General features: G+C 70.6%; 15 protein-coding genes and 2 pseudogenes. 6 read left to right on the forward strand and 11 right to left on the reverse strand.

Annotated features, from left to right (window positions below):
* Positions 1-278: 278 nt before the first annotated feature.
* Complete coding sequence (gene mmuM / locus OG562_RS33240; RefSeq protein ID WP_266404585.1) at positions 279-1,220, reverse strand: homocysteine S-methyltransferase; 942 nt, start codon at positions 1,218-1,220, stop codon at positions 279-281.
* Positions 1,221-1,366: 146 nt separating this feature from the next.
* On the reverse strand, positions 1,367-3,610 hold the full coding sequence (locus tag OG562_RS33245) for an autotransporter (protein WP_266404587.1): 2,244 nt from the start codon (positions 3,608-3,610) through the stop codon (positions 1,367-1,369).
* A 252-nt stretch (positions 3,611-3,862) separates the two neighbouring features.
* Between OG562_RS33245 and OG562_RS33250 the strand changes: the two genes are divergently transcribed.
* On the forward strand, positions 3,863-5,275 hold the full coding sequence (locus OG562_RS33250; protein ID WP_266404589.1) for an RICIN domain-containing protein: 1,413 nt from the start codon (positions 3,863-3,865) through the stop codon (positions 5,273-5,275).
* Between the two features lie 7 nt (positions 5,276-5,282).
* Here OG562_RS33250 and OG562_RS33255 read toward each other — a convergent pair whose 3' ends face one another.
* A complete protein-coding gene (locus tag OG562_RS33255; RefSeq protein WP_266404591.1) occupies positions 5,283-6,962 on the reverse strand; it encodes a rhamnogalacturonan lyase B N-terminal domain-containing protein in 1,680 nt (559 codons plus the stop codon).
* 191 nt (positions 6,963-7,153) lie between these two features.
* Between OG562_RS33255 and OG562_RS33260 the strand changes: the two genes are divergently transcribed.
* Both OG562_RS33260 and OG562_RS33265 read left to right on the forward strand, forming a co-directional pair.
* Positions 7,154-8,200 (forward strand): rhamnogalacturonan acetylesterase, encoded by a 1,047-nt coding sequence (locus OG562_RS33260; protein WP_266404593.1) that lies wholly within the window; start codon positions 7,154-7,156, stop codon positions 8,198-8,200.
* A gap of 200 nt (positions 8,201-8,400) precedes the next feature.
* Positions 8,401-10,152, forward strand: a complete 1,752-nt coding sequence (locus tag OG562_RS33265; RefSeq protein WP_266404595.1) for a DUF2264 domain-containing protein — start codon at positions 8,401-8,403, stop codon at positions 10,150-10,152.
* Between the two features lie 168 nt (positions 10,153-10,320).
* Here OG562_RS33265 and OG562_RS33270 read toward each other — a convergent pair whose 3' ends face one another.
* Positions 10,321-11,706: a hypothetical protein gene (locus OG562_RS33270; RefSeq protein WP_266404596.1), complete on the reverse strand. Its 1,386-nt coding sequence runs from the start codon at positions 11,704-11,706 to the stop codon at positions 10,321-10,323.
* 117 nt (positions 11,707-11,823) lie between these two features.
* On the opposite strand from OG562_RS33270, the gene OG562_RS33275 reads away from it, so the two are divergent.
* Both OG562_RS33275 and OG562_RS33280 read left to right on the forward strand, forming a co-directional pair.
* Positions 11,824-12,201, forward strand: coding sequence for a VOC family protein (locus tag OG562_RS33275; protein ID WP_266404598.1), 378 nt, complete (start codon positions 11,824-11,826; stop codon positions 12,199-12,201).
* Between the two features lie 224 nt (positions 12,202-12,425).
* Positions 12,426-13,247 (forward strand): isocitrate lyase/phosphoenolpyruvate mutase family protein, encoded by an 822-nt coding sequence (locus tag OG562_RS33280; protein WP_266404600.1) that lies wholly within the window; start codon positions 12,426-12,428, stop codon positions 13,245-13,247.
* A 7-nt stretch (positions 13,248-13,254) separates the two neighbouring features.
* Here OG562_RS33280 and OG562_RS33285 read toward each other — a convergent pair whose 3' ends face one another.
* The 5 genes and pseudogenes from OG562_RS33285 to OG562_RS33305 form a co-directional block, all read right to left on the reverse strand.
* The gene (locus OG562_RS33285) at positions 13,255-13,866 is read right to left on the reverse strand and encodes a TetR/AcrR family transcriptional regulator (protein ID WP_266404603.1); all 612 of its coding nucleotides are present in this window, start codon (positions 13,864-13,866) and stop codon (positions 13,255-13,257) included.
* A 97-nt stretch (positions 13,867-13,963) separates the two neighbouring features.
* On the reverse strand, positions 13,964-14,857 hold the full coding sequence (locus OG562_RS33290) for an IS982 family transposase (protein ID WP_266404605.1): 894 nt from the start codon (positions 14,855-14,857) through the stop codon (positions 13,964-13,966).
* Between the two features lie 135 nt (positions 14,858-14,992).
* Complete coding sequence (locus OG562_RS33295; protein ID WP_266404606.1) at positions 14,993-15,859, reverse strand: RNA polymerase sigma-70 factor; 867 nt, start codon at positions 15,857-15,859, stop codon at positions 14,993-14,995.
* The gene (locus OG562_RS33300) at positions 15,856-16,440 is read right to left on the reverse strand and encodes a carboxymuconolactone decarboxylase family protein (protein WP_266404608.1); all 585 of its coding nucleotides are present in this window, start codon (positions 16,438-16,440) and stop codon (positions 15,856-15,858) included. Before OG562_RS33300 ends, OG562_RS33295 begins: the two co-directional genes overlap by 4 nt.
* Positions 16,441-16,524: 84 nt before the next feature.
* Positions 16,525-16,961 (reverse strand): annotated as a pseudogene (locus tag OG562_RS33305) (class I SAM-dependent methyltransferase); the annotation flags it as partial.
* Between OG562_RS33305 and OG562_RS33310 the strand changes: the two are divergent.
* A pseudogene (locus OG562_RS33310) lies at positions 16,953-17,144 on the forward strand (IS982 family transposase); the annotation flags it as partial. The pseudogenes OG562_RS33305 and OG562_RS33310 overlap by 9 nt on opposite strands.
* Positions 17,145-17,340: 196 nt before the next feature.
* Here the strand turns inward: OG562_RS33310 and OG562_RS33315 are convergent.
* Positions 17,341-17,871 carry a hypothetical protein gene (locus tag OG562_RS33315; protein WP_266404610.1) on the reverse strand — a complete coding sequence of 177 codons (531 nt, stop codon included), beginning with the start codon at positions 17,869-17,871 and terminating at the stop codon, positions 17,341-17,343.
* Positions 17,872-17,929: 58 nt separating this feature from the next.
* Entirely contained in the window at positions 17,930-19,012 is a 1,083-nt protein-coding gene (locus tag OG562_RS33320) for an endo-1,4-beta-xylanase (RefSeq protein WP_266404611.1), read from the reverse strand.
* Positions 19,013-19,102: the final 90 nt, after the last annotated feature.

Consider the following 19,102-nt stretch of genomic DNA (forward strand, 5'->3'; position numbering starts at 1 on the left):
ACGCCACGCCCCCAGGCCACCGCGCCCACGTCACCGCACCGTCACGCCCCACGTCACCGGACCGCAGGCCCCCCACATCACCGCACCACCGGTCTCCCCACGTCACCGCACCGCCAGGGAACCCTTGCCGACCCCCGCCTGGGCCGCCACATCTCTGACGGTGCTGCGCACCCCGACCGCGCTCTTCCTCGTCATCCCCGCCCCTCCCCCCGGAAAGCCCGGCGACAACCGGTTTCCCCGAGCGGAGGCCAGCAGCGGTGGTCACGTCGGCGGAGGGCTTACGACGTGGTCAGCGTCCGGGCGATCGACGCCACCGCCTCCGGACCCACCCGACAGCAGCCGCCGATCAGCCGGGCCCCCGACTCGCGCCAGACCAGGACCTGTTCGGGAGCGAAGGTGGAACGGCCCTGCCACGCCCGCGCCCGGGCGTCCCAGACCTCGCCGCTGTTGGGGTAGACGACGACCGGCTTGCCCGTCACCCGCGCCGCGGTCGCCACGGCGGCCTCGACGTCCTCGGGGGCGCAGCAGTTGACGCCGACCGCGATCACCTCGTCCGCGTCCGCGGCCAGTGCGAACGCCTCCTCCAACGGCTGCCCGGCACGCGTACGGTCACCGGAGATCGAGTACGACAGCCAGGCCGGCACGCCGAGGCCGCGCACCGCCCGCAGCAGCGCCTCGGCCTCGTCGGCGTCGGGAACCGTTTCCAGGGCCAGCACGTCGGGCGCCGCGGCGGCCAGCACCTCGAGACGCGGACGGTGGAAACGCTCCAGCTCCTCGACGCTCAGGCCGTAGCGGCCCCGGTACTCGGAACCGTCCGCGAGCATCGCCCCGTACGGGCCCACCGACGCGGCCACCCACAGGGGGTGTGCGACCCCGTTGTCCCGGGCCTGCCGGGCCGCCTCTCGGGCCAGTTCCACACTCAGCGTGAGCAGCCGGGCGGCTTCCTCGCGGGTGATTCCGCGCTTCGCGAAGCCCTCGAAGGTGGCCTGGTAACTGGCGGTGATCGCCACGTTCGCGCCCGCCTCGAAGTAGGCGAGGTGCGCCTCGGTGATCGCCTCGGGCCGCTCGGCGAGCAGCCGCGCCGACCACAGCTCGTCGCTCAGGTCGTGCCCGGCGGACGCGAGCTGGTTGGACATGCCGCCGTCGAGGACGACGGCGCCGGCGGCGAGGGCCGCTGCGAGGGAGGTCTCCGCGAGGGGAGCAGGAGTGTCGCTGGTCATGCGACGACGCTAGTCGAAGGCGCGGCGGGCGGCCGGACGAGTCCGGTCCATGAACGGATCGACCACGATGTGGGACCGGGGGCGCGGTCACCCTTTCGTTCGCGCGCCGTGGGCAGGCCACCCCGGTGGCGCTTCCGCGTTGTGGTTCAGCGGCCGCGGGCGGAGTGCCGCCCACCCCGGCGGCGGCCTTCGCCGCGCGTCCGTCTGGTCGTCGGCATCAGCAGCCCGCCGAGCAGCCCGGCCGCCAGGACGTACGGCCACCAGCCGAACGCGCCGCTCTCGGCCGCGCTCGCGCTCCGGGTCCGAGCCGTCACCGCCCCCGACGAGGCCTGCCCGGTCGCGCGCGCCGAGGGGCTCGCGGCCGTCGCCGTGAGGACGACGTCGTTGCCGTCGCCGCCCCGGTAGCTGATCCGGTAGACGGTGTCGGCGAGCTTCACCTCGGTGCCCTCGCGCAGCCCGTCGAAGGCGCCGGAGACCACGGTGCCCCCGGTGTGTTCGAGGACGGTGATCTCCTTCCCGGACCCCTCCTGCCCGGACCCCTCCTTCCCGGACCTGTCCTGCCCGGACCCCTCCTTCTCCTCGCCCGTGCTCAGGCTCGCCGCCGGGCTCGCGCCGGTCTCCTGCGCCGTGCCGGTGCTCTCTTGCACCGGATCCGCCGCCCCGGCCGCCGACAGGTCGAGCCCGCCGCTCAGCCGCACCTTCCCGCCGACCTTCAACGGGGAGCTCTTCAGCACGAGTTGGCCCTGGTCGCTCTGGGTGTAGTCGCCGGTCACCGTCAACCCGCCCGCGACGACGCCGTCGTTCGTCACGGCCCCCTTCACCGTGCCCTTGCCGCTGAGCGTGCTTGTCACCCGCAGCGCCGAGCCGCCGGTGTCCAGCCGCGCCCCCGCCGCCGTCAGCCGGACGGCCCTGCTGTTCGCGAGGGTCGCCCCGTCCTTGAGCGCCAGGGTCCCCTTCCGGACCGTCGTCGTTCCGGTGTACGTCACCGCGGACCCCGTAAGGGTCGTCGTCGCGGCCCCGGACTGGACGAGCGAGCCGCTCCCGCCGATCCGCGACAGGGAGACCGCCTTCTCGGTGTTCCGCACGACGAGCGTCCCGTCGTTCACGACCCGTCGCAGCGTGGTGCCGGTGAGCAGCGAACCGTCGCCGCCCGCCGCGCCCGACCCCAGCCGCAGCACCGCCCCCGGCCCCACGGTCGTCGTGCCGTCGTAGTGCTGATCGGCCGCGAAGGTGACGTCGTTGCCCTTCGTCCCGGCGATGACGACGTCCCCGGCGCCGGGCGCCGCCAGCGTGTCGTGGTACCTGCCCCCGCCGATCGGCGCGCCCAGGGTCACGGGGCCGTTGTAGTCGAACGTCAGCAGCGACCGGCGGCCGCTCGCCTGGTGAAGATTGATGTAGACGGTCTCCTTCGTTCCCGGCATGAAGATCCGGTGCGTGGTGCCGTCGCCCCACTGCACGTTCGCACCCTCGATGTTGGTGCCGCGCTTGTTCAACTGATGAGGTATCGCCCGCCAGTTGATGCCCGGGTCGCTCAACGACGGGTCGGTTTCGCCGCCCCGGTCGCTGTAGCTGTACTGCCCGGTGAGCACGACCTTGCTGCCGGGCCGGGTGTGGACGTTGACGTCGCTGCCGTACGCCCGCTGGTAGAAGTCCTGGCGCAGGGTGATCGTCTGGTCGAGCGGGGTGTCGATGATCCAGGAGCCCTGGTTGAGGATCGCGCGGGCGTCGGGCAGCGACACCGGGTACTCGGGGCGGCCGACGGCCATGCCGGTGCCGTTGTCGATGACACCGGAGAACGGGTGGGTGCCCGCCAGGTCGAGGGTGCCCCACATGTTGCGGGGCTGGGTGACCAGACCCGAGCCGCTGATCGTGCCGATGTTGAAGGTGCGGGTCAGGGAGAGGCGGAGGGTGCCGTCGACGCGGACGTTGAGCTGGTTCAGCCGGTAGCCGGGCGTGTCGTAGGGGAAGTGCCCGATGAGACCCGTACCTCCGCCGGCGCCGTACTGGAGCGTGGCCCCGCGCTCGATGGTGATCGCGGGCGGGTCGGGGCGGGTGACCGTCGTGTACGGATGGTTGCCGCCCTGCGTGCGCACCACCTGCCGTTGCCGGGCCTTCGGCAGCGTGAAGTCGCTGTCCCTGGTGAGGATCAGCGTCCCGCTGCCGCGCACGGTGAGACTCCCCTGACCTCGGAAGACGCCGTCGTACGTGGTGGTCCCGGAGGGCACGGTGACCACCGTGTCGCCGGTGAGGGCCACGTCCCGGTCGGCGAGGACGTCGGCGGTGACGTCCCGGGCGTCGGCGGCCGCGGCCGGGGGAGCGGTGGCCAGGAGGGCGGCGACGGCCGCGAGGGCCCCGGCGGCCGCTGCTGTGGTGTGGAGGGGGGTGCGCACGGACGGGAGACGGTCCGGGGCCCCGACCGATAACAGAAAATCGCCGCCCCGCCGGAAAACACCGGACCCCGAAGGGATCCTCCGGAAAAGGCTTTCTATCAAGTCTCGTCCGACCCGTTGACCTGCTCGTAACACACCCTTACCTTTTCGGCGTTCGTCATTCCACATCCCGTTCGCAGTACCGAACGTCCCTCGCTCGGTATCCAGGACTTCGGCGCCCCGTCGCCGACACCGTGAAGGAGAGTGCGTGAGATGAGACGTGCGTACGCGACCCTGCTCGCCCTCTGTCTGGCGCTGATCGGCGCCTTCGTCACCGCGGGCCCCGCCGGGGCGGCGGCGCAGACCGTGCCCAACGGCGTCCAGTTCACCGACACCTCGGGCAACGTCGTGCATGCGCACGGCGGGGGTGTCATCAAGGTCGGCAGCTACTACTACTGGTTCGGCGAGGACCGCAACGCGGACAACACCTTCCGGTCCGTGGACGCCTACCGCTCCACCGACCTGAAGACCTGGGAGTTCAGAAACCGCGTGCTGACCCAGTCCAGCGCCTCCGAGCTGAGCACCGCCTACATCGAGCGGCCCAAGGTCGTGTACAACGCGTCCACCGGCAAGTTCGTGATGTGGATGCACAAGGAGAACGGCGTCGACTACAGCGAGGCCCGCGCGGCCGTCGCCGTGTCCGACACGATCGACGGCAGCTACACCTACCAGAGCAGCTTCCGCCCGCTCGGCCAGTACATGTCCCGTGACATCACGACGTTCGTCGACACCGACGGAACCGGTTACATGGTGTCGGCCGCCAACGAGAACTACGACCTGCACATCTACCGGCTCACCGCCGACTACACCGGCATCGCGAGCCTGGTCGCCAACCCCTGGGCGGGCGGCCACCGCGAGGCGCCGGCCCTGTTCAAGCGCGACGGCGTCTACTTCATGCTGACGTCGGGGGCGACCGGCTGGAGCCCCAACCAGCAGCAGTACGCCACCGCGACCAGCCCGGCCGGCCCCTGGACGTCGATGACGAACGTGGGCGACTCCACGGCCTACGGCTCGCAGACCGCGTACGTCCTGCCCGTCGACGGGACCTCCGGCACGTCGTACCTCTACATGGGCGACCGCTGGGGCAACTCCTTCGGCGGCACCGTCAACGACTCCCGCTACGTCTGGCTGCCGCTGACGTTCCCGTCCTCCACCTCCCTCTCGTTGTCCTGGTCCCCGGAGGTCACCGTCGACACGGCCGCCGGGACGGTCGGCGGCACCAGCGCCACGTACAACACGCTGATCGCCCGGCACTCCGCCAAGTGCGCCGATGTGACCAGCCAGTCGCTGTGGGCGGGCGCGCAGGTCAAGCAGTACGACTGCAACGGCGGCAACAACCAGAAGTACTGGTTCAAGTCGGTCGCGACCGGTTACTACCAGCTGGTCGTCCGCAACAGCTCCCTGTGCCTGCAGGAGAACGCCAACACGGTCACCCAGGAGAACTGCGACACGTCGGCCACCGCCCAGCAGTGGTCCCTCACCACCAGCGGGAGCTACGTGAACGTGAAGTCCCGCGCGAGCGGCGAGTGCCTGGACGTGAACGGCGCGTCCACCGCCAACTCCGCCGCGATCATCACGTACACGTGCAACGGCGGAACGAACCAGCAGTGGACGCGCGGTAGTTGACGGATCGTCAGGGCAGCAGGTCGATCGCGTCGATCGATGTGCCCGCGCTGAGGAAGGACGTCGTCCCCGAGCCGCTCGCCACGTAGATCTTCAGCTGGTTGTAGGCACTGGCATCGGTCAGCCAGGCGGACGCCGGGACGCTGTAGGTGAACGTGTAGTTGTTGCCCCGGTAGGAGCCCACGGTCAGCGACCGGGTGCTCGGCTGGGTGGGCGGCGAGGGGACGGCCGACGTCCAGGTGTCGTTGACGACGATCTGCGGACGGCCGTTGGCGTAGGCCGTCGTCACGCCGATGCGCAGGGTGTGCGCGGCGGCGGCCTGCGCCGCGGTCAGCTTGAAGTAGACGATGAGACCGCTGTTGACGTCCTTCCAGAGGTAGCAGGGGAAGGCGGACGTCTCGCTGCCGCTGCCGATGACGACGTTTCCGGTCCAGGCGGCGGCCCGGGGGTCGGACGGATGGGCGTACGTCATCAGGTCGGCGTTCTTGAAACCGCTCGGCGTGCCGTTCCAGTCGCCGATCCGCCAGATCGCGCTCGCGTTGCTCGGATCGTTGGAGGACGGGATCGCGATCGTGTTGAGGGTGGTCGTGCCGCCGGCGGACACGGTCGTCTGGGTGCTGTAGACAGCCAGCTCGCCCTTGAAGACCGTCAGCGTGTACGTCCCCGGCAGCACCCCGCCGACGGAGAAGTAGCCGTCCGAGGCCCGCGCCGAACCCCAGTACTGTGCCGCCGAGTTGGCCAGTCCGACCGTGTACGGGTAGGCCGTGTTCCGCCCGGTGATGCCGACGCCCGCGACCCTGCCCCGGCCGCTCGCGCCGACGTAGCCCGAGATGCCCAGCGAGTCCGCCCACGAGGTGGTCAGCGTGCCCGGGAAGAGGGACGAGGAGGGCGCCCCGCCGCCCGTGAAGGCGATGACGTAGGGGCCCTGGAGGCCGAAGCGCTGGGCCTCGGTCTGGTTCTCGCCGTAGTAGAGGATCTCGTACAGACCGCCGCCGTCGGCGCTCTGGTGGCGCAGGAGGGAGCGGTAGAACGGGCCGCCGGAGGCCTTCTCGTGGTTGCTGCGCACGATCCACAGGCCGACGCCGCCGGCCGTCCAGCCGATGTAGTCGTAGTCGACGACGCGCACCTTGGAGTAGTGCTTGGAGCGGGTCTGGCCGTCGGACTTCGCGAACACGTCCGAGGCTTCGATGGTGCTGGTCGTGTACGTGTAGGAGTCGGGCTCGTCGTTGAGGAACAGGCCCTTCTTCACGCGCACGATGTAGCGGGTGGCCGAGACGGAGGCGTCGGCCTTGTTGGTCCACAGATAGACGTTGTTCTCGCCGCTGCGGGCCGCGTAGTAGTGCTTGAGCGTGCCGTAGGCGACGGAGACGAGAATCGTCGAGCCGGACTGACTGATCGTCACCGTCGAGGCGCCGAGGCCGGATTCGATGTGCGAGTTCTTGCCGTCGTAGCCCTGGTACTCGGTTCCCTTGTAGGCCAGCGAGGTCAGGTCGCCGTTGGTCTTGCTGACCTTGAAGACCAGGTCGGCGCCGGTGTCGACGACGTAGTTCGAGCCGTCGTCGGTGTAGCCGAAGGCCGCGGCGGACGCGCTCGGCGCGAGCGGCCCGGCGAGGGCGGCCGAGCCGGCGGCGGCAGCGGTGCCGAGGACGAAGGTGCGGCGTCGGACCGTGTGGCTGTCGGATCCGGACATGGGGGTGCCTCCTTCGGGAGGTGTGGGGGTGCGGGTGAGGGAGAGAGTGGCAGTTGAATCGATTTCGCGAAAGGGCTTTCACGTGCGGGAGGTTGGCAATCTTGTGAAATGAGTCCAAGGGCTAGAAAGCGCTTGCCAGAGGCGGTACGGTCCAGCCGCCAGGCCCTGTTGCCGTGACGGAGGAGTCGCACGTGAGACGTTTCACCATCGCCGTGTCGGCGGCGCTGACCCTGACCGCCGCGCTGACGGCCATGCCCACCGCCCAGGCCCACGAAGGCCGAGGGCCGCTCGGCATGGCCGACTGCACCGCTGCCGCCTGCCACTTCGACGTCCCGCCCGGCACATACGACGTGAAGGTCCTCCTCGGCGGCGACGCCGAGTCGAGCACGAGCATCAGCGGAGAGACGCGGCGCGCCCTGCTCCCCGAGACCGCCGCCCCGGCCGGCGAGCGCGTCGCCCGCAGCTTCACCGTCAACGTCCGCACCCCGGAGGGCGAACCGACCGGCGCCGAGGGAACTCCCGGCCTGGACCTGGTACTCGGCGGCTCCGCCCCCGCCCTCGCCGACATCAGGGTCACCCCCGCCCGGCATGCCCGCCAGATCTTCCTGGTCGGCGACTCCACGGTCTGCGACCAGCCCGGCGACCCCTACACCGGCTGGGGCCAGGAGCTGCCGCAGTACCTCCGCAAGGGCGTCTCGGTCGCCAACTACGCGGACTCGGGCGAGAGTACGGTCACCTATCTGGGGAACCCGCAGCTGTGGGCCACCGTTCAGCCGCTGATCCGGCACGGCGACCTGGTCCTGATCCAGCTCGCCCACAACGACAAGACGACCGACGAGGCCACCTACCGGGCGAATCTGGAGACACTGGTGGCGGGAGTGCGGGACCAGGGCGGCAAGCCGGTCCTGGTGACCCCCATCGTGCGCCGCTGGTTCAACGCCGACGGCACCCTGAACAACGGAACAGCCCTGCTGGTCAACGGACTCGGCGTCGACCACCCCGCCGTGATCCGCTCGGTCGCCGCGGCGCAGGACGTCCCGCTGATCGACCTGACCGCCCAGACGAAGGCGCTGGTGGAGTCACTGGGCGTCGAGGGCTCCAAGGCGCTCTACCTCTACAACGAGAAACGCGACAACACCCACACCTCCGTGCACGGCGCCACGGTCTACGCGGGCCTCGTCCGCGACGCGCTCGCCGCCCTGCATCTGCTGCCCAAGGGCGCGGTGCGGGTGGGATGAACCCCTGGGGGCGCCCCGACCGGAACCGGGACGCCCCCAGGCTCTGGCGCCGACCGGAGCCGGGACGCTTCAGGCCCGGCTTCGGCATGAGCCAGGATGCCCTCAGACGTACGTCTCGACCGGAACCGGGGTGCTCCAGGGCCTGGCCCGGATCGCGATCCTGGCGCTCCAGGTCCTGGCGCCGACCGAAAGAAACGCTGATGCACCTGCCCCCGCCCGACCTCGCCCGCAGCCCCCGCACCGGATACACCCGCGCCCACTGGGAATCGGCCGCCGACGCGCTGCTCGCCGCGGTGGAGCCGTACGCCACCGAGGATCGCGCGCTCTACCACTTCCCCGGCGACCGCGTGAGCTCGGCGGGCCGCCTCTCCGACGGCCTGGAAGGCTACGCCCGCACCCTGCTGCTGGCCGCCTTCCGCCGCGACGAGACGGCCCTGGAACGCTACGCCGACGGCCTCGCGGCCGGTGTCTGCGGTGTCTGGCCACGCATCGAGGACCGCGGTCAGCCCCTGGTCGAGGCGGCGTCGATCGCCCTCGCCCTGCGGCTGACGCGCCCCCTGCTCTGGGACCGCCTCGACGACGGCGTACGGCAACGCGCGGCGCACTGGCTCGGCGACGCGCTGACCGCCGAACCCTGGCCCTGCAACTGGGAGCTGTTCCCCGTCACGGTGGGCGGTTTCCTGGAGTCGGTCGGCCATGAACCGGAGGCCTCCCGCAAGGCGATCGACCGCGGCCTGGAGCGCATCGAGCAGTGGTACGTCGGCGACGGCTGGTACACGGACGGGACCGGCCGCGCCTTCGACTACTACAACGGCTGGGCCATGCACCTCTACCCGGTCCTGCACGCCTGGCTGTCCGAGGACCCGGAGCTCCTCGCCCGCTACGGTGGCCGTCTGCGGACCCATCTCGCCGACTACGCCCGCCTGTTCGGCGGCGAGGGCGCCCCGCTGCACCAGGGCCGCTCCCTCACCTACCGCTTCGCCACCACCGTCCCCCTGTGGCTGGGCGCCCTGACCGGCCGGACCCCCCTGCCGCCGGGCGAGACCCGACGACTGGCCTCGGGTGCGCTGAAGTACTTCCTGGAGCGCGACGCCGTCGACGAGAACGGTCTGCTCACCCTCGGCTGGCACGGCCCCGACGCCTCCGTCCTCCAGGGTTACTCGGGCCCCGCCTCCCCCTACTGGGCGAGCAAGGGTTTCCTCGGACTGCTGCTTCCCCCGGACCACGAGGTGTGGACGGCCCGGGAACAGCCGGGCCCGGCGGAGCGAGAGGATGCGGTGACCTCGATCGCCGCTCCCAACTGGCTTCTGCAGTCCACGAGTTCCGACGGAGTGGTCCGTCTGCACAACCACGGCAGCGAGGACGTCCGGTACGACCCGCACTACACGCGGCTCGCGTACTCGACGGTGACGGCGCCTTCGGCGTCGTACGACAACAGTGTGATCGTGGGCGGCGATCCGGGCCGTACCGGCATCGAGCCGTTGGGCGTGGGGGACGGCTGGGCGGCGTCGCGGCACACGACGGGCGGGGGAGCGCGGGTGACCAGCGTCGTGCTGGCGCACGGGGCGGCCGAGGTGCGGGTGCATCGGGTGGCGGGGGTGGAGCCGGGGACGCCGGTGCGGGTGACGGGGTGGGCCGCGAAGGACGGCGTACGGGCGGAACTCGTTCCCCTCCTGGGCCTGGACGGCTCCCTCGCGGGTGTCACGGACGGGGACGCCACCCTCTTCGTCGCGCTCGCCCGGCTGACCGCCGACCCGGAGCCGGAACCCCTCGCGGAAACGGTCTCGGTGCAGGTGGGCGAGGTGGGCGAGGTGTACGGGGCAGATGGGACGGACATGGCGGACATGACGGACGGGATCCGTGTGCGGTGGAGCGGCGGGCCCGAGGTCGGAGTGGGCCTCTCGGAGGAGGGCGTACGGGTCAGGAGGTTCGTCCCCGGGGCGGACGGCTGACCGCCGCGATCGTCACCGGGGCCGCCCCGACCGGCGGTCCGACCGGCGGTCCGGCCGGCGGTCCGGCCGGCAGTCCGGTACCCGTCGGCGCGGCCGCGAAGGCCGGCCGACGGGGCATGAGATCCGAGATCCGAGATCCGAGATCCGGGATGCGGGATGCGGGGACTCTCAGGGCTTGAGTCGGGCGATGCGCAGGGTCGTCGTGGTCGGCGAGGCCCCGGTGAGCGCCTTCGCGTAGGTCGGGGTCACGGGGGCGTACGCCCAGGTCAGCGTGCCGTCCTTCAGGACCGCCACATCGCCGCTGATACGGGTGCTCACCACGTTGTCCGCGCTCTGGAACTTGCCGTTCCAGTCGACGAGACGAAGGTGGGTGCCCGTGAAGGCGCCGGTGCAGGTGCCTTCGGCGCACTTGGCGTTCTTCAGGGACTCCCAGGAGACCAGCAGACGGTCCTTGCCGTACGGCGCGACGTGGACGTTGACGTTCTCCGTGCCGGCGGCGCTGGTGAGGTAGACCGCCTTGCCGGGGCCGGAGTTGCGGTTCTTCATGAAGGCGACGGCGACCTGGTGGGTGCTCGTCTTCGGCTTCACCGTCCAGCCGCGGCCGCTGGAGTCGTCCGGGTTCTTCTTGGCGGAGGCGGCGCCGCGGGACGCGAAGGCGGTGGCGTAACGGCCGGTGGAGGACTTCACGAGGTCGCCCGTGCGGCCGGGGAAGGTGCCGCCGCAGTAGCCCGCCCAGCACTGCTCGCGCTGTACGACGGGAGCGACGTCCGGAGCGCCGATTCCGGTGGAGACGAACAGCCCCGAACGCCAGTCGTCGAAGCAGAGCGAGGTGAACGCGCCGGAGGTCTCCGCGTGCAGGGCGATGCCCTCGTTGTGGCTGCACCCCCAGCTCCAACCTCCGCTGAGCTTGGCCCCCTTGGCGCTGATGTACGACAACTTGTCGCCGTAGTGCCCGTCGGCGAAGCCGCCCGCGCCGTGCACGACGAAGTACGCCCCGTACTTGGCGCCGTTCCAGGTGAGTTGGCCGTCCAGCAGCGGAGCGGTGTCGTGGGAGGCGGTGCTGGTGAGCTTGGTGCGGAAGGTCTGCTTGCCGTTCGTGTAGCGGACGATCGCGGCCGCCGTCTCCTTCCACTTGTTCGTGTCGGCGACCCGGGTCAACAGCGCGAAGCCGTCGTTGTGCGCGACCAGTCCGCCGACCTCCTTGGCGCCCTTGACGACCGTGTCCGCACCCGAGCGCTTCCCGGCGGCGGTGAGCGGAGTGACGTGGACGCCGTCGGAGGCCGGCCAGGCCACCCGCAGCGTGCCGTTCGGGGCAGCCGCGGTCGTCGTCCGGGTCCACTCCCGCGTGTTGTTGTAACCGGCCGACAAGTAGGGGAACTTGGCGGCGAGGGCGACAGCGGTGGTGGTGGGGGCGAGGCTCGGGGAGGTCGTCGCCGCCCCGGCGGTGGCGTACCACGCCCCGGCCAGCACCCCGGCGGCGGCGAGGGCGCCGATCGCGGGCTTGCGGGCCGCGCGGATGCGGCGGTGGCGCGTCGTGCGTCGTGCAGATGTCATGGTCCGTGGTCGCCGCCGCGACGGGAAAGGTTGCCGGGGGACGGAAACTGTTCGCCGCTGTCGCGGCGGAGGGAATCTCCGTTGCGGCGTGTGAGCGGTGTGCAGAAGAATCCCGGCATGACTTCTGCCATCCGCCATGTGACGATCGACAGTTCCGACGCGTATGCCCTCGGCTCCTTCTGGTCCGAGGTTCTCGGCCAGCCCCTCCACGAGGACGACAAGCCGGGCGACCCGGAGGCGCTGATCGAGGGCGCGGGTCTGCTCTTCGTCACGGTCCCGGACGGCAAGACCGTCAAGAACCGCGTCCACCTCGACCTGCAGCCACAGGACCGCACCCGTGAGCAGGAGGTCGAGCGTCTGCTGGCCCTCGGCGCCACCCTCTTCGACGATCAGCGCAGGCCCGACGGCACCGGCTGGGCGGTCCTCGCAGACCCCGAGGGCAACGAGTTCTGCGTCGAGCGCAGCGCGGCGGAGCGGGCGGCTGTCGCCGGATGAGACGGCGACGGCTTGACGGGGGCGGCTTGTCGGCGACGGCTCGACGGGAGCGGCCGTACGGCGTCGACGCTTCGGCCGGGACCGAAGCATCGGGCCTCTAGCCTGCACGTATGCGTGTACAGGTGACGGAGTCGAGCGGACGTCGGCCGCGGTCGGCAGGAGGCCGGGGCGCCAGGAGGCCGGGGCGCCAGGAGGCCGGGGCGCCGGAAGGAGGTGCGGCGCTCGTGACCGCTTTCGCCGCTCTCCATCACGCCGAAGCGCCCCTCCTGCTGCCCAACGCCTGGGACCACGCGTCCGCGCTGGCCCTGGCCAGGGAGGGCTTCCGGGCGGTCGGTACGACGAGTCTGGGCGTCGCCGCGGCCGTCGGTCTGTCCGACGGTTCGTCGGCGACCCGCGACGACACTCTCCGGCTCGCCCTCCTCCTCGGATCGCGGCCCTTTCTCCTCTCGGTCGACGCGGAGGACGGTTTCAGCGAAGACCCGGACGAGGTGGGGGAGTTCGCGCGTCAGCTTGCGGCCGTCGGCGCGGTCGGCATCAACCTGGAGGACGGCCTGGGGTCCGCCGCCCGGCACGCCGAGAAGATCGCCGCCGTCAAGTCCGCCGCCCCCGGCCTCTTCGTGAACGCCCGCACGGACACGTACTGGCTCGGCAGGGGCAGAGGCAGGAGCAGTGGCGGAGGCGGTGGTGGAGGCGTAGGCGGAGGCGTAGGTGAGGGAGACGACACCATGTCCCGTCTCGACGCCTACCAACAGGCGGGCGCGGACGCGGTGTTCGTCCCGGGACTGACGGAACCCCGGAGGATCGCCGAGCTCGTGGCCCGTCTCGACGTCCCCCTCAACGTCCTCTATGCGCCGACCGGCCCGACGGTCGCGCACCTCGCCGACCTCGGTGTGGGCCGCATCAGTCTCGGCTCGTTCCTGTACCGGCGAGCCCTGGGAGCGGCCTTGCAGGCGATGGCCGAGATCCGGGAGGGGCGGACACCTGGGGGCCGTACGCCGACGTACGACGATGTGCAGGGGCTCGGCGACCGGCCGCCCTCGGCCTGAGGCGAGGTCAGTCGCCTTCCGGCCCGCCCGCGTCCACGACCGCCTTCTCGTTCTCCCGGGGCCAGTGCGTCAGGGCCATGTGCAGGGCGTCGACCGCCTTGTCCCACGACCGCTGCACGTCCCGGGGCGCGCCGAAGCCGCCGCCTGCCTCCAGGGCGCAGTACCCGTGGAACGTGCTGCGCAGCAGGCGCACCGCGTCGGTGAGGTCGGGCTCGTCGAGGCCGTAGGCGCGGAGCATGCCGTAGGTGACCTCGGCGGTGCGGCGCAGGGCGGGGGAGTCGGCGGCGAGGTCCCGGTCGACACGGATCTGGGTGGCCGCGTACCGCCCCGGGTACTGGAGTGCGTACTGCCGATAGGCCCCCGCGAAGGCGACCAGCGCGTCCCGGCCGGCGAGTCCGGCGACGGCCGCCGCGATGCGGTCGATCATCTCGCCGCCGACCAGCAGCGCGAGCCGGGTGCGCAGGTCCTGGAGGTTTCTGACGTGCGAGTACAGACTCGCGTCCTTGACTCCGAAGCGACGGGCCAGGGCCGACAGCGTGACGCCGTCGAACCCCGCCTCGTCGGCCAGCTCGGCGGCGGCCTCCACGAGACGGTCGGTGCTGAGACCGGCTCGTGGCATGGGGACCGCCTTCTGTGGGCTCGGACCTTCGCAGCTGCAGGATGCAGGATGCCGGATGCAGATCAGGAAGAATCCTAGACGAGTCATTCCGATGTGATCAGTGGTCATAGGCGATCAAGGATCGGATGACGGGCTGGCGGGTCTTGTGGTTGTGCCAGATCGCGGCGGCCATCGCGAGGATGCGTTGGGCGACGCGGACGGCGACACCTTCGAAGGTCCGGCCACCGTGCTGTTCCAGGTCGAGCTGGCCCTTGAGGGTGTCGTTGACCGACTCGATCAGTTGCCGCACCGACTTCAGGAGGCTCTCGCCCTTGCGCTTCTTCTCGCGCTTGAACGACGGCCGCAGCAACTCCGCGCCCCGGAAGGCCAGATCGGCCTCGAACTCCTTGGAGACGAAGCCCTTGTCCGCGATCACCAGCAGGCCCGGCTGGTCTGCGGCCAGGTGCGGTTCGCGGTCCAGCATCGCGGACAGCACCTCCCGCTCGTCCGTCTTCGGGTTCGCCAGCGCCCACAGGACGGGCATCCCGGTCGGGGTGCAGACCAGGAGCAGGCGCAGGCCCCAGAAGAACCGGGAGTGCGAGGCGCAGTACCCGTATCCGGCCCAGCCGGCCATGTCCGACCGCTTCACCGTCGGACGCGAGCGGCCGCACTCCACCGGCGTGGAGTCGACGATCCAGTGGTTGTCGAACCAGAAGTCCGTATCGACGGCCAGTAACCGTATTGCCTTCTTGACCAGCGGCAACGCCGCCCGCAGCAGCTTGTTCCAGCCCAGCTGCCTGGGCACGTACGGGAACATCGCTCCCAGCCGGGAGTCCACGAACCGCAGCCAGCGCGACTCCGAGGCGAAGCCCAGCAGAGCCTGCGCGACGGCAAGGGTGACCAGCTCGGAATCCGTCAGCTGCGGCGGTCGGCCAAGCCATCGGGTGCCCCCGATCTCGTCGTCGATCTTCACGTACAGTGCGGTCAGCAGGGCGTCTAGGTTGTTCGTCACACGACGATCTTGGACGCCCTGTCCGCGTTCCCGGACACACCGTCAGCATTCGAAATGACTCGTCTAGGGCGCCCGCTGCGGGCAACGAAACGAATTCCGGCCGGAGCGGGCTGTCCCTTGTGCGGGGCGGCGGGTTCACCTGGCGAGTTCGGCCGGCTCGTCGAGCCGTGTCAGCTTCTGCGGGTTCCGCACGATGTAGATCCGGGTGACCTGCCCGTTCTCCACCACGAGGCTCACCGCGGTCGGCTCGCCGTTCATCTCGATCCGGCCCGCGGGAGCGCCGTTGAGCCACACGGGCGTCATCTCGAACGGGACCGCGACCTGGTTCGCGCGCGTGAGCAGCCTCGCCACCGGTTCGGCCCCGTGGATCGGCGCCAGCACGGCGGCCACGACCCCTCCACCATCGGCGATCAGGACGACGTCCGGCGCCATGACCTCCAGCAGGTCCTGCAACTGCCCGGTGCGCAGGGCGAGAAGGAAGCGGTCGACGACGGTCCGTTGCTCGGCCCGGCTCACCCGCATGCGCGGCTGCCGGGCGGACACGTGCTCGCGTGCCCGCCGCGCGACCTGCCGTACCGTCGCCGCGGACTTCCCGATGGCCTCGCCGATCTCGCCGTACGGCATCTCGAAGACCTCCCGCAGTACGAACACCGCCCGCTCTGTCGGCCCCAGCGTTTCGAGGACGGTCAGCATCGCGATCGAGACGCTCTCCGCGAGTTCGACGTCCTCGGCGACATCAGGGCTGGTCAGCAGGGGTTCCGGCAGCCACTCGCCCACGTACTCCTCACGGCTGCGGGACAACGTACGCAGCCGGTTGAGCGCCTGCCGTGTGACGGTGCGGACGAGGTACGCCCGCGGTTCACGCACCTGCGACCTGTCGACGTCGGCCCACCGCAGCCAGGACTCCTGCAGTACGTCCTCCGCGTCGGCCGCCGAGCCGAGCATCTCGTAGGCGACCGTGAAGAGCAGGCTGCGGTGGGTGACGAAGGGGTCCTCGGTCATATCGCCGACGACGACGCCATGCCGGAGTTCCCCGAACGCGCGGCCAGCGGAGTCCCGCACGCGTCGGAGAAGCCCTGCGAGGTGATTCCGTGGGCCGTGTTGTTCCTGGTCGACAGGTTGGCGAAGGCGATCGACGCGGTGAGCTCGACCATCGCAGCCGGGCCGAGCCGGTCGAGCAGGCCCGCGTACAGCTCGTCGGTGACGGTCGGCGGCGTGTTCGTCATGGCCTCGGCGTACTCCAGCACGTCCCGCTCCAGCGGCGTGAACACCTCCGACTCCCGCCAGCGCGGCACCTGGCTCGCCTTGGCCAAGTCCAGGTCCTTGTGCAGCGCCAGGAAGTAGTTGATGTCGAGGCACCAACTGCAGCCGACCAGCGCGGCAACCGCCATGTGTGCGAACGTCTTGAGCCCCTCGTCGGCCATGTCCCACTCGCTCACCTGGCGCCCGAGCTCCGTGGAGTCCTGGGCGACCTTGGGGTTGTGCGCCGTCACTTCGAAGGGCTCGGGCACGGCACCGAACTGTTTGATCATGTTCTCGGTGAGCTCGGCGGGGAGTTCTGCCTTCGGGATGCGCAGTGTCACGGTGTGCTCCTTCTTCTCCATGTCCGTCGGCCTGTCGGCCTGTTGGACATGAAGACACCGCCGGGCTCGGGAACGTGACAACCACTATGGCGCGAGGGGGCGTTCGGGTTTCCGGGCCAGGAAGGTGGTGACTGTCCTTCGCGCGCCTTCGTCGGGCTCCTGCACAAGTCGCGCCGTGATCACGAGTCCGGCCCGGCTCAGCAGTTCGGCGATCCGCTCGGCCGGGAGCAGGTGGGACTCGTAGGACACCGGATGGCCGCCGTACGCCTGGGTCGGACGTAGACGCAGATACTCGTCGTCTCCCACGTGCCCGGCCAGCATCAGGAGGCCGCCGGGAGCGAGGGCGCGGTGGAACTCGGCGTATAGGAAGGGGAGTTGTTCCGGTGGGTGTGGTGGGTGGAGTAGTAGGCGAGGATGCCGCCCAGTTCGTTGTCCAGTAGCGCGAGGGCGGTCATCGAGCCCACGGTGAAGCTCAGGTGGGGGTGGGCCTGGCCGGCCAGGCTGCGAAGTCGGTGCGACAGCTGATCGAGTCGGTCAACGACACCCTCAAGGGCCAGCTCGACCTGGAACAGCACGGTGGCCGGACCTTCGAAGGTGTCGCCGTCCGCGTCGCCCAACGCATCCTCGCGATGGCCGCCGCGATCTGGCACAGCCACAAGACCCGCCAGCCCGTCATCCGATCCTTGATCGCCTATGACCACTGATCACATCGGAATGACTCGTCTAGACGTCATACGGCCGTCGCCCCGGACAGGGTGGATCAGCTGATCGGCGCATACAGCACGCCCGGCTTGTCGGTCGTGCAGGCCGCCGAGGAGATCCTTGTACGACCGTCCCGTCCTTCTGACCTTGCGTCAGCTTGACGGACGTGAGGTGCTCGCCTGACCCCGGAGTCCACGGTCAAAGCGCCTTCCGCCGTTTCCGCTCCTTGCGGCGCACCCGTCGCGGTCGGTACGGCGGGTCCAGCTCGCCGATCGCCCGCACGTGCTCCGGGTTCCTCGCGTCCCGCCCGCCCGCGCACCGCCACACCGGCAGCCCGCCCTCGCCCCCGCTCTCGTCCCCGCCCTCCGCACCCCGGCTCGGATGCATGCCGAGCCGGTGTTCCGTGCATTCCGGCCAGACCTGCCACAGGCACTCCAGCACCGTGTCCTGTGCCGCCTCGGCGACGGCGGCGAGTGCGGCGGCGGGGGTGGCGTCGGAGCCCGGGGGCAGGTCGTTGCCGTGCCAACGGCCGTCCGACAGGGCGACGTACACGTGCTCGTCCTGCGACTCCTCGTCCTCCCAGGACGGCAGGGCCATCAGGCGCAGCGGGCCCTGCTCGGGCAGAAGGGTGGCCAGGTCGCGGTTGACGAGGGCCAGCGCCTCGTCCCACGCCGGGAACTCGCCCGGCTCGACCGGGCGGGGGTCGGGCATGCCGAAGGGGTCGTACATGGGCTGATCGTGCACCATGCGCATCCCGACCCTTCCACCGGCCGTACCGAATCCGACGTCAGGCGTTCGGGTTGAGCCCGTTCGACAGCCCGGTGTACGCGGGCTTCGCCGCGTAGCTCTCGTTGTACGGCAGGGCCGCGCCGTATCCGCTGAACGTGCCCGGAATCCAGGAGTACCTGTCGGAGACGCCCCACAGGGTGACGCCGGCGCAGCGGGCCACGCCCAGGCAGTTCTCGCTCGCCGTCTTGTAGTCGGTGGACTGCTGGGAGAGTTCGGCGGAGGAGGCGGGCAGCGGGATGCGGATGTCCAGCTCGGTGATCGACACCTCCAGGCCGAGGTCGGAGAACCGCTTCAGGTTCGCCTTCATCGACGCCGGGACCTTGCCGACCTCGAAGTGCGACTGGAAGCCGATGCCGTTCAACGGCACGCCCTGGGAGAGGAGTTGCCGGGCCAGTGCGTACAGGGCGTCGCTCTTGGCGTTGTCCGCCTCGATGTTGTAGTCGTTGATGTACAGCTTCGCGGCCGGGTCGGCGGCGTGCGCCCAGCGCAGGGCGTTGGCGATGTAGCCGGTTCCGAGCTTGTCCTGCCACAGGGAACTCCGCATCGAGCCGTCCTCGTTGAACGCCTCGTTGACCACGTCCCAGGCGTACACCCTGCCCTTGTAGCGGCCCACTTCGGTGTCGATGTGACTCTTCAGGACGGTGTTGAGCTCGGTCGCCGAGAAGCCGCCGTTCTTCAGCCAGGACGGCAGCTGGGCGTACCAGGCCAGGGTGTGGCCCCGTACGCCCTGGCCGTGGGCGGTGGCGTGGGCCACGAGCCGGTCGGCGGCGGCCCAGTTGAAGGAGCCCCGGCTCGGTTCCACGGCGTCCCACTTCATCGCGTTCTCCGCCGTCACCGAGTTGAACTCCCGGTCCAGGACGGAGGTGTACGAGGTGTCGGAGGTCAGCGGGGTGTCGCCGACCGCCGCGCCGATCTTCACGCCCCGTCCGTCGGCGTACCCGCGCAGGGTGGTGGCGGCCGAGGCCTCCGGTGTGAGATGCGGCAGCGCCACGGCCGCCGTCGCGACGAGCGCGCCCGCGACGGCGAGCGGGACGGGACGGAAGAGGCGTCGGCGGCGGTGGGTTCCCGGTGAGTGGGGCACGGCTGCTCCTCTGCGAAGGGGGAGGGGAGAGGGGGATGCGGGTGCTTGCTCCTGTGTGTCGCCGCCGATGGGATTAAGGTTGCCGGGACT

This window comes from Streptomyces sp. NBC_01275 (genome assembly GCF_026340655.1).
GTDB lineage: Bacteria > Actinomycetota > Actinomycetes > Streptomycetales > Streptomycetaceae > Streptomyces.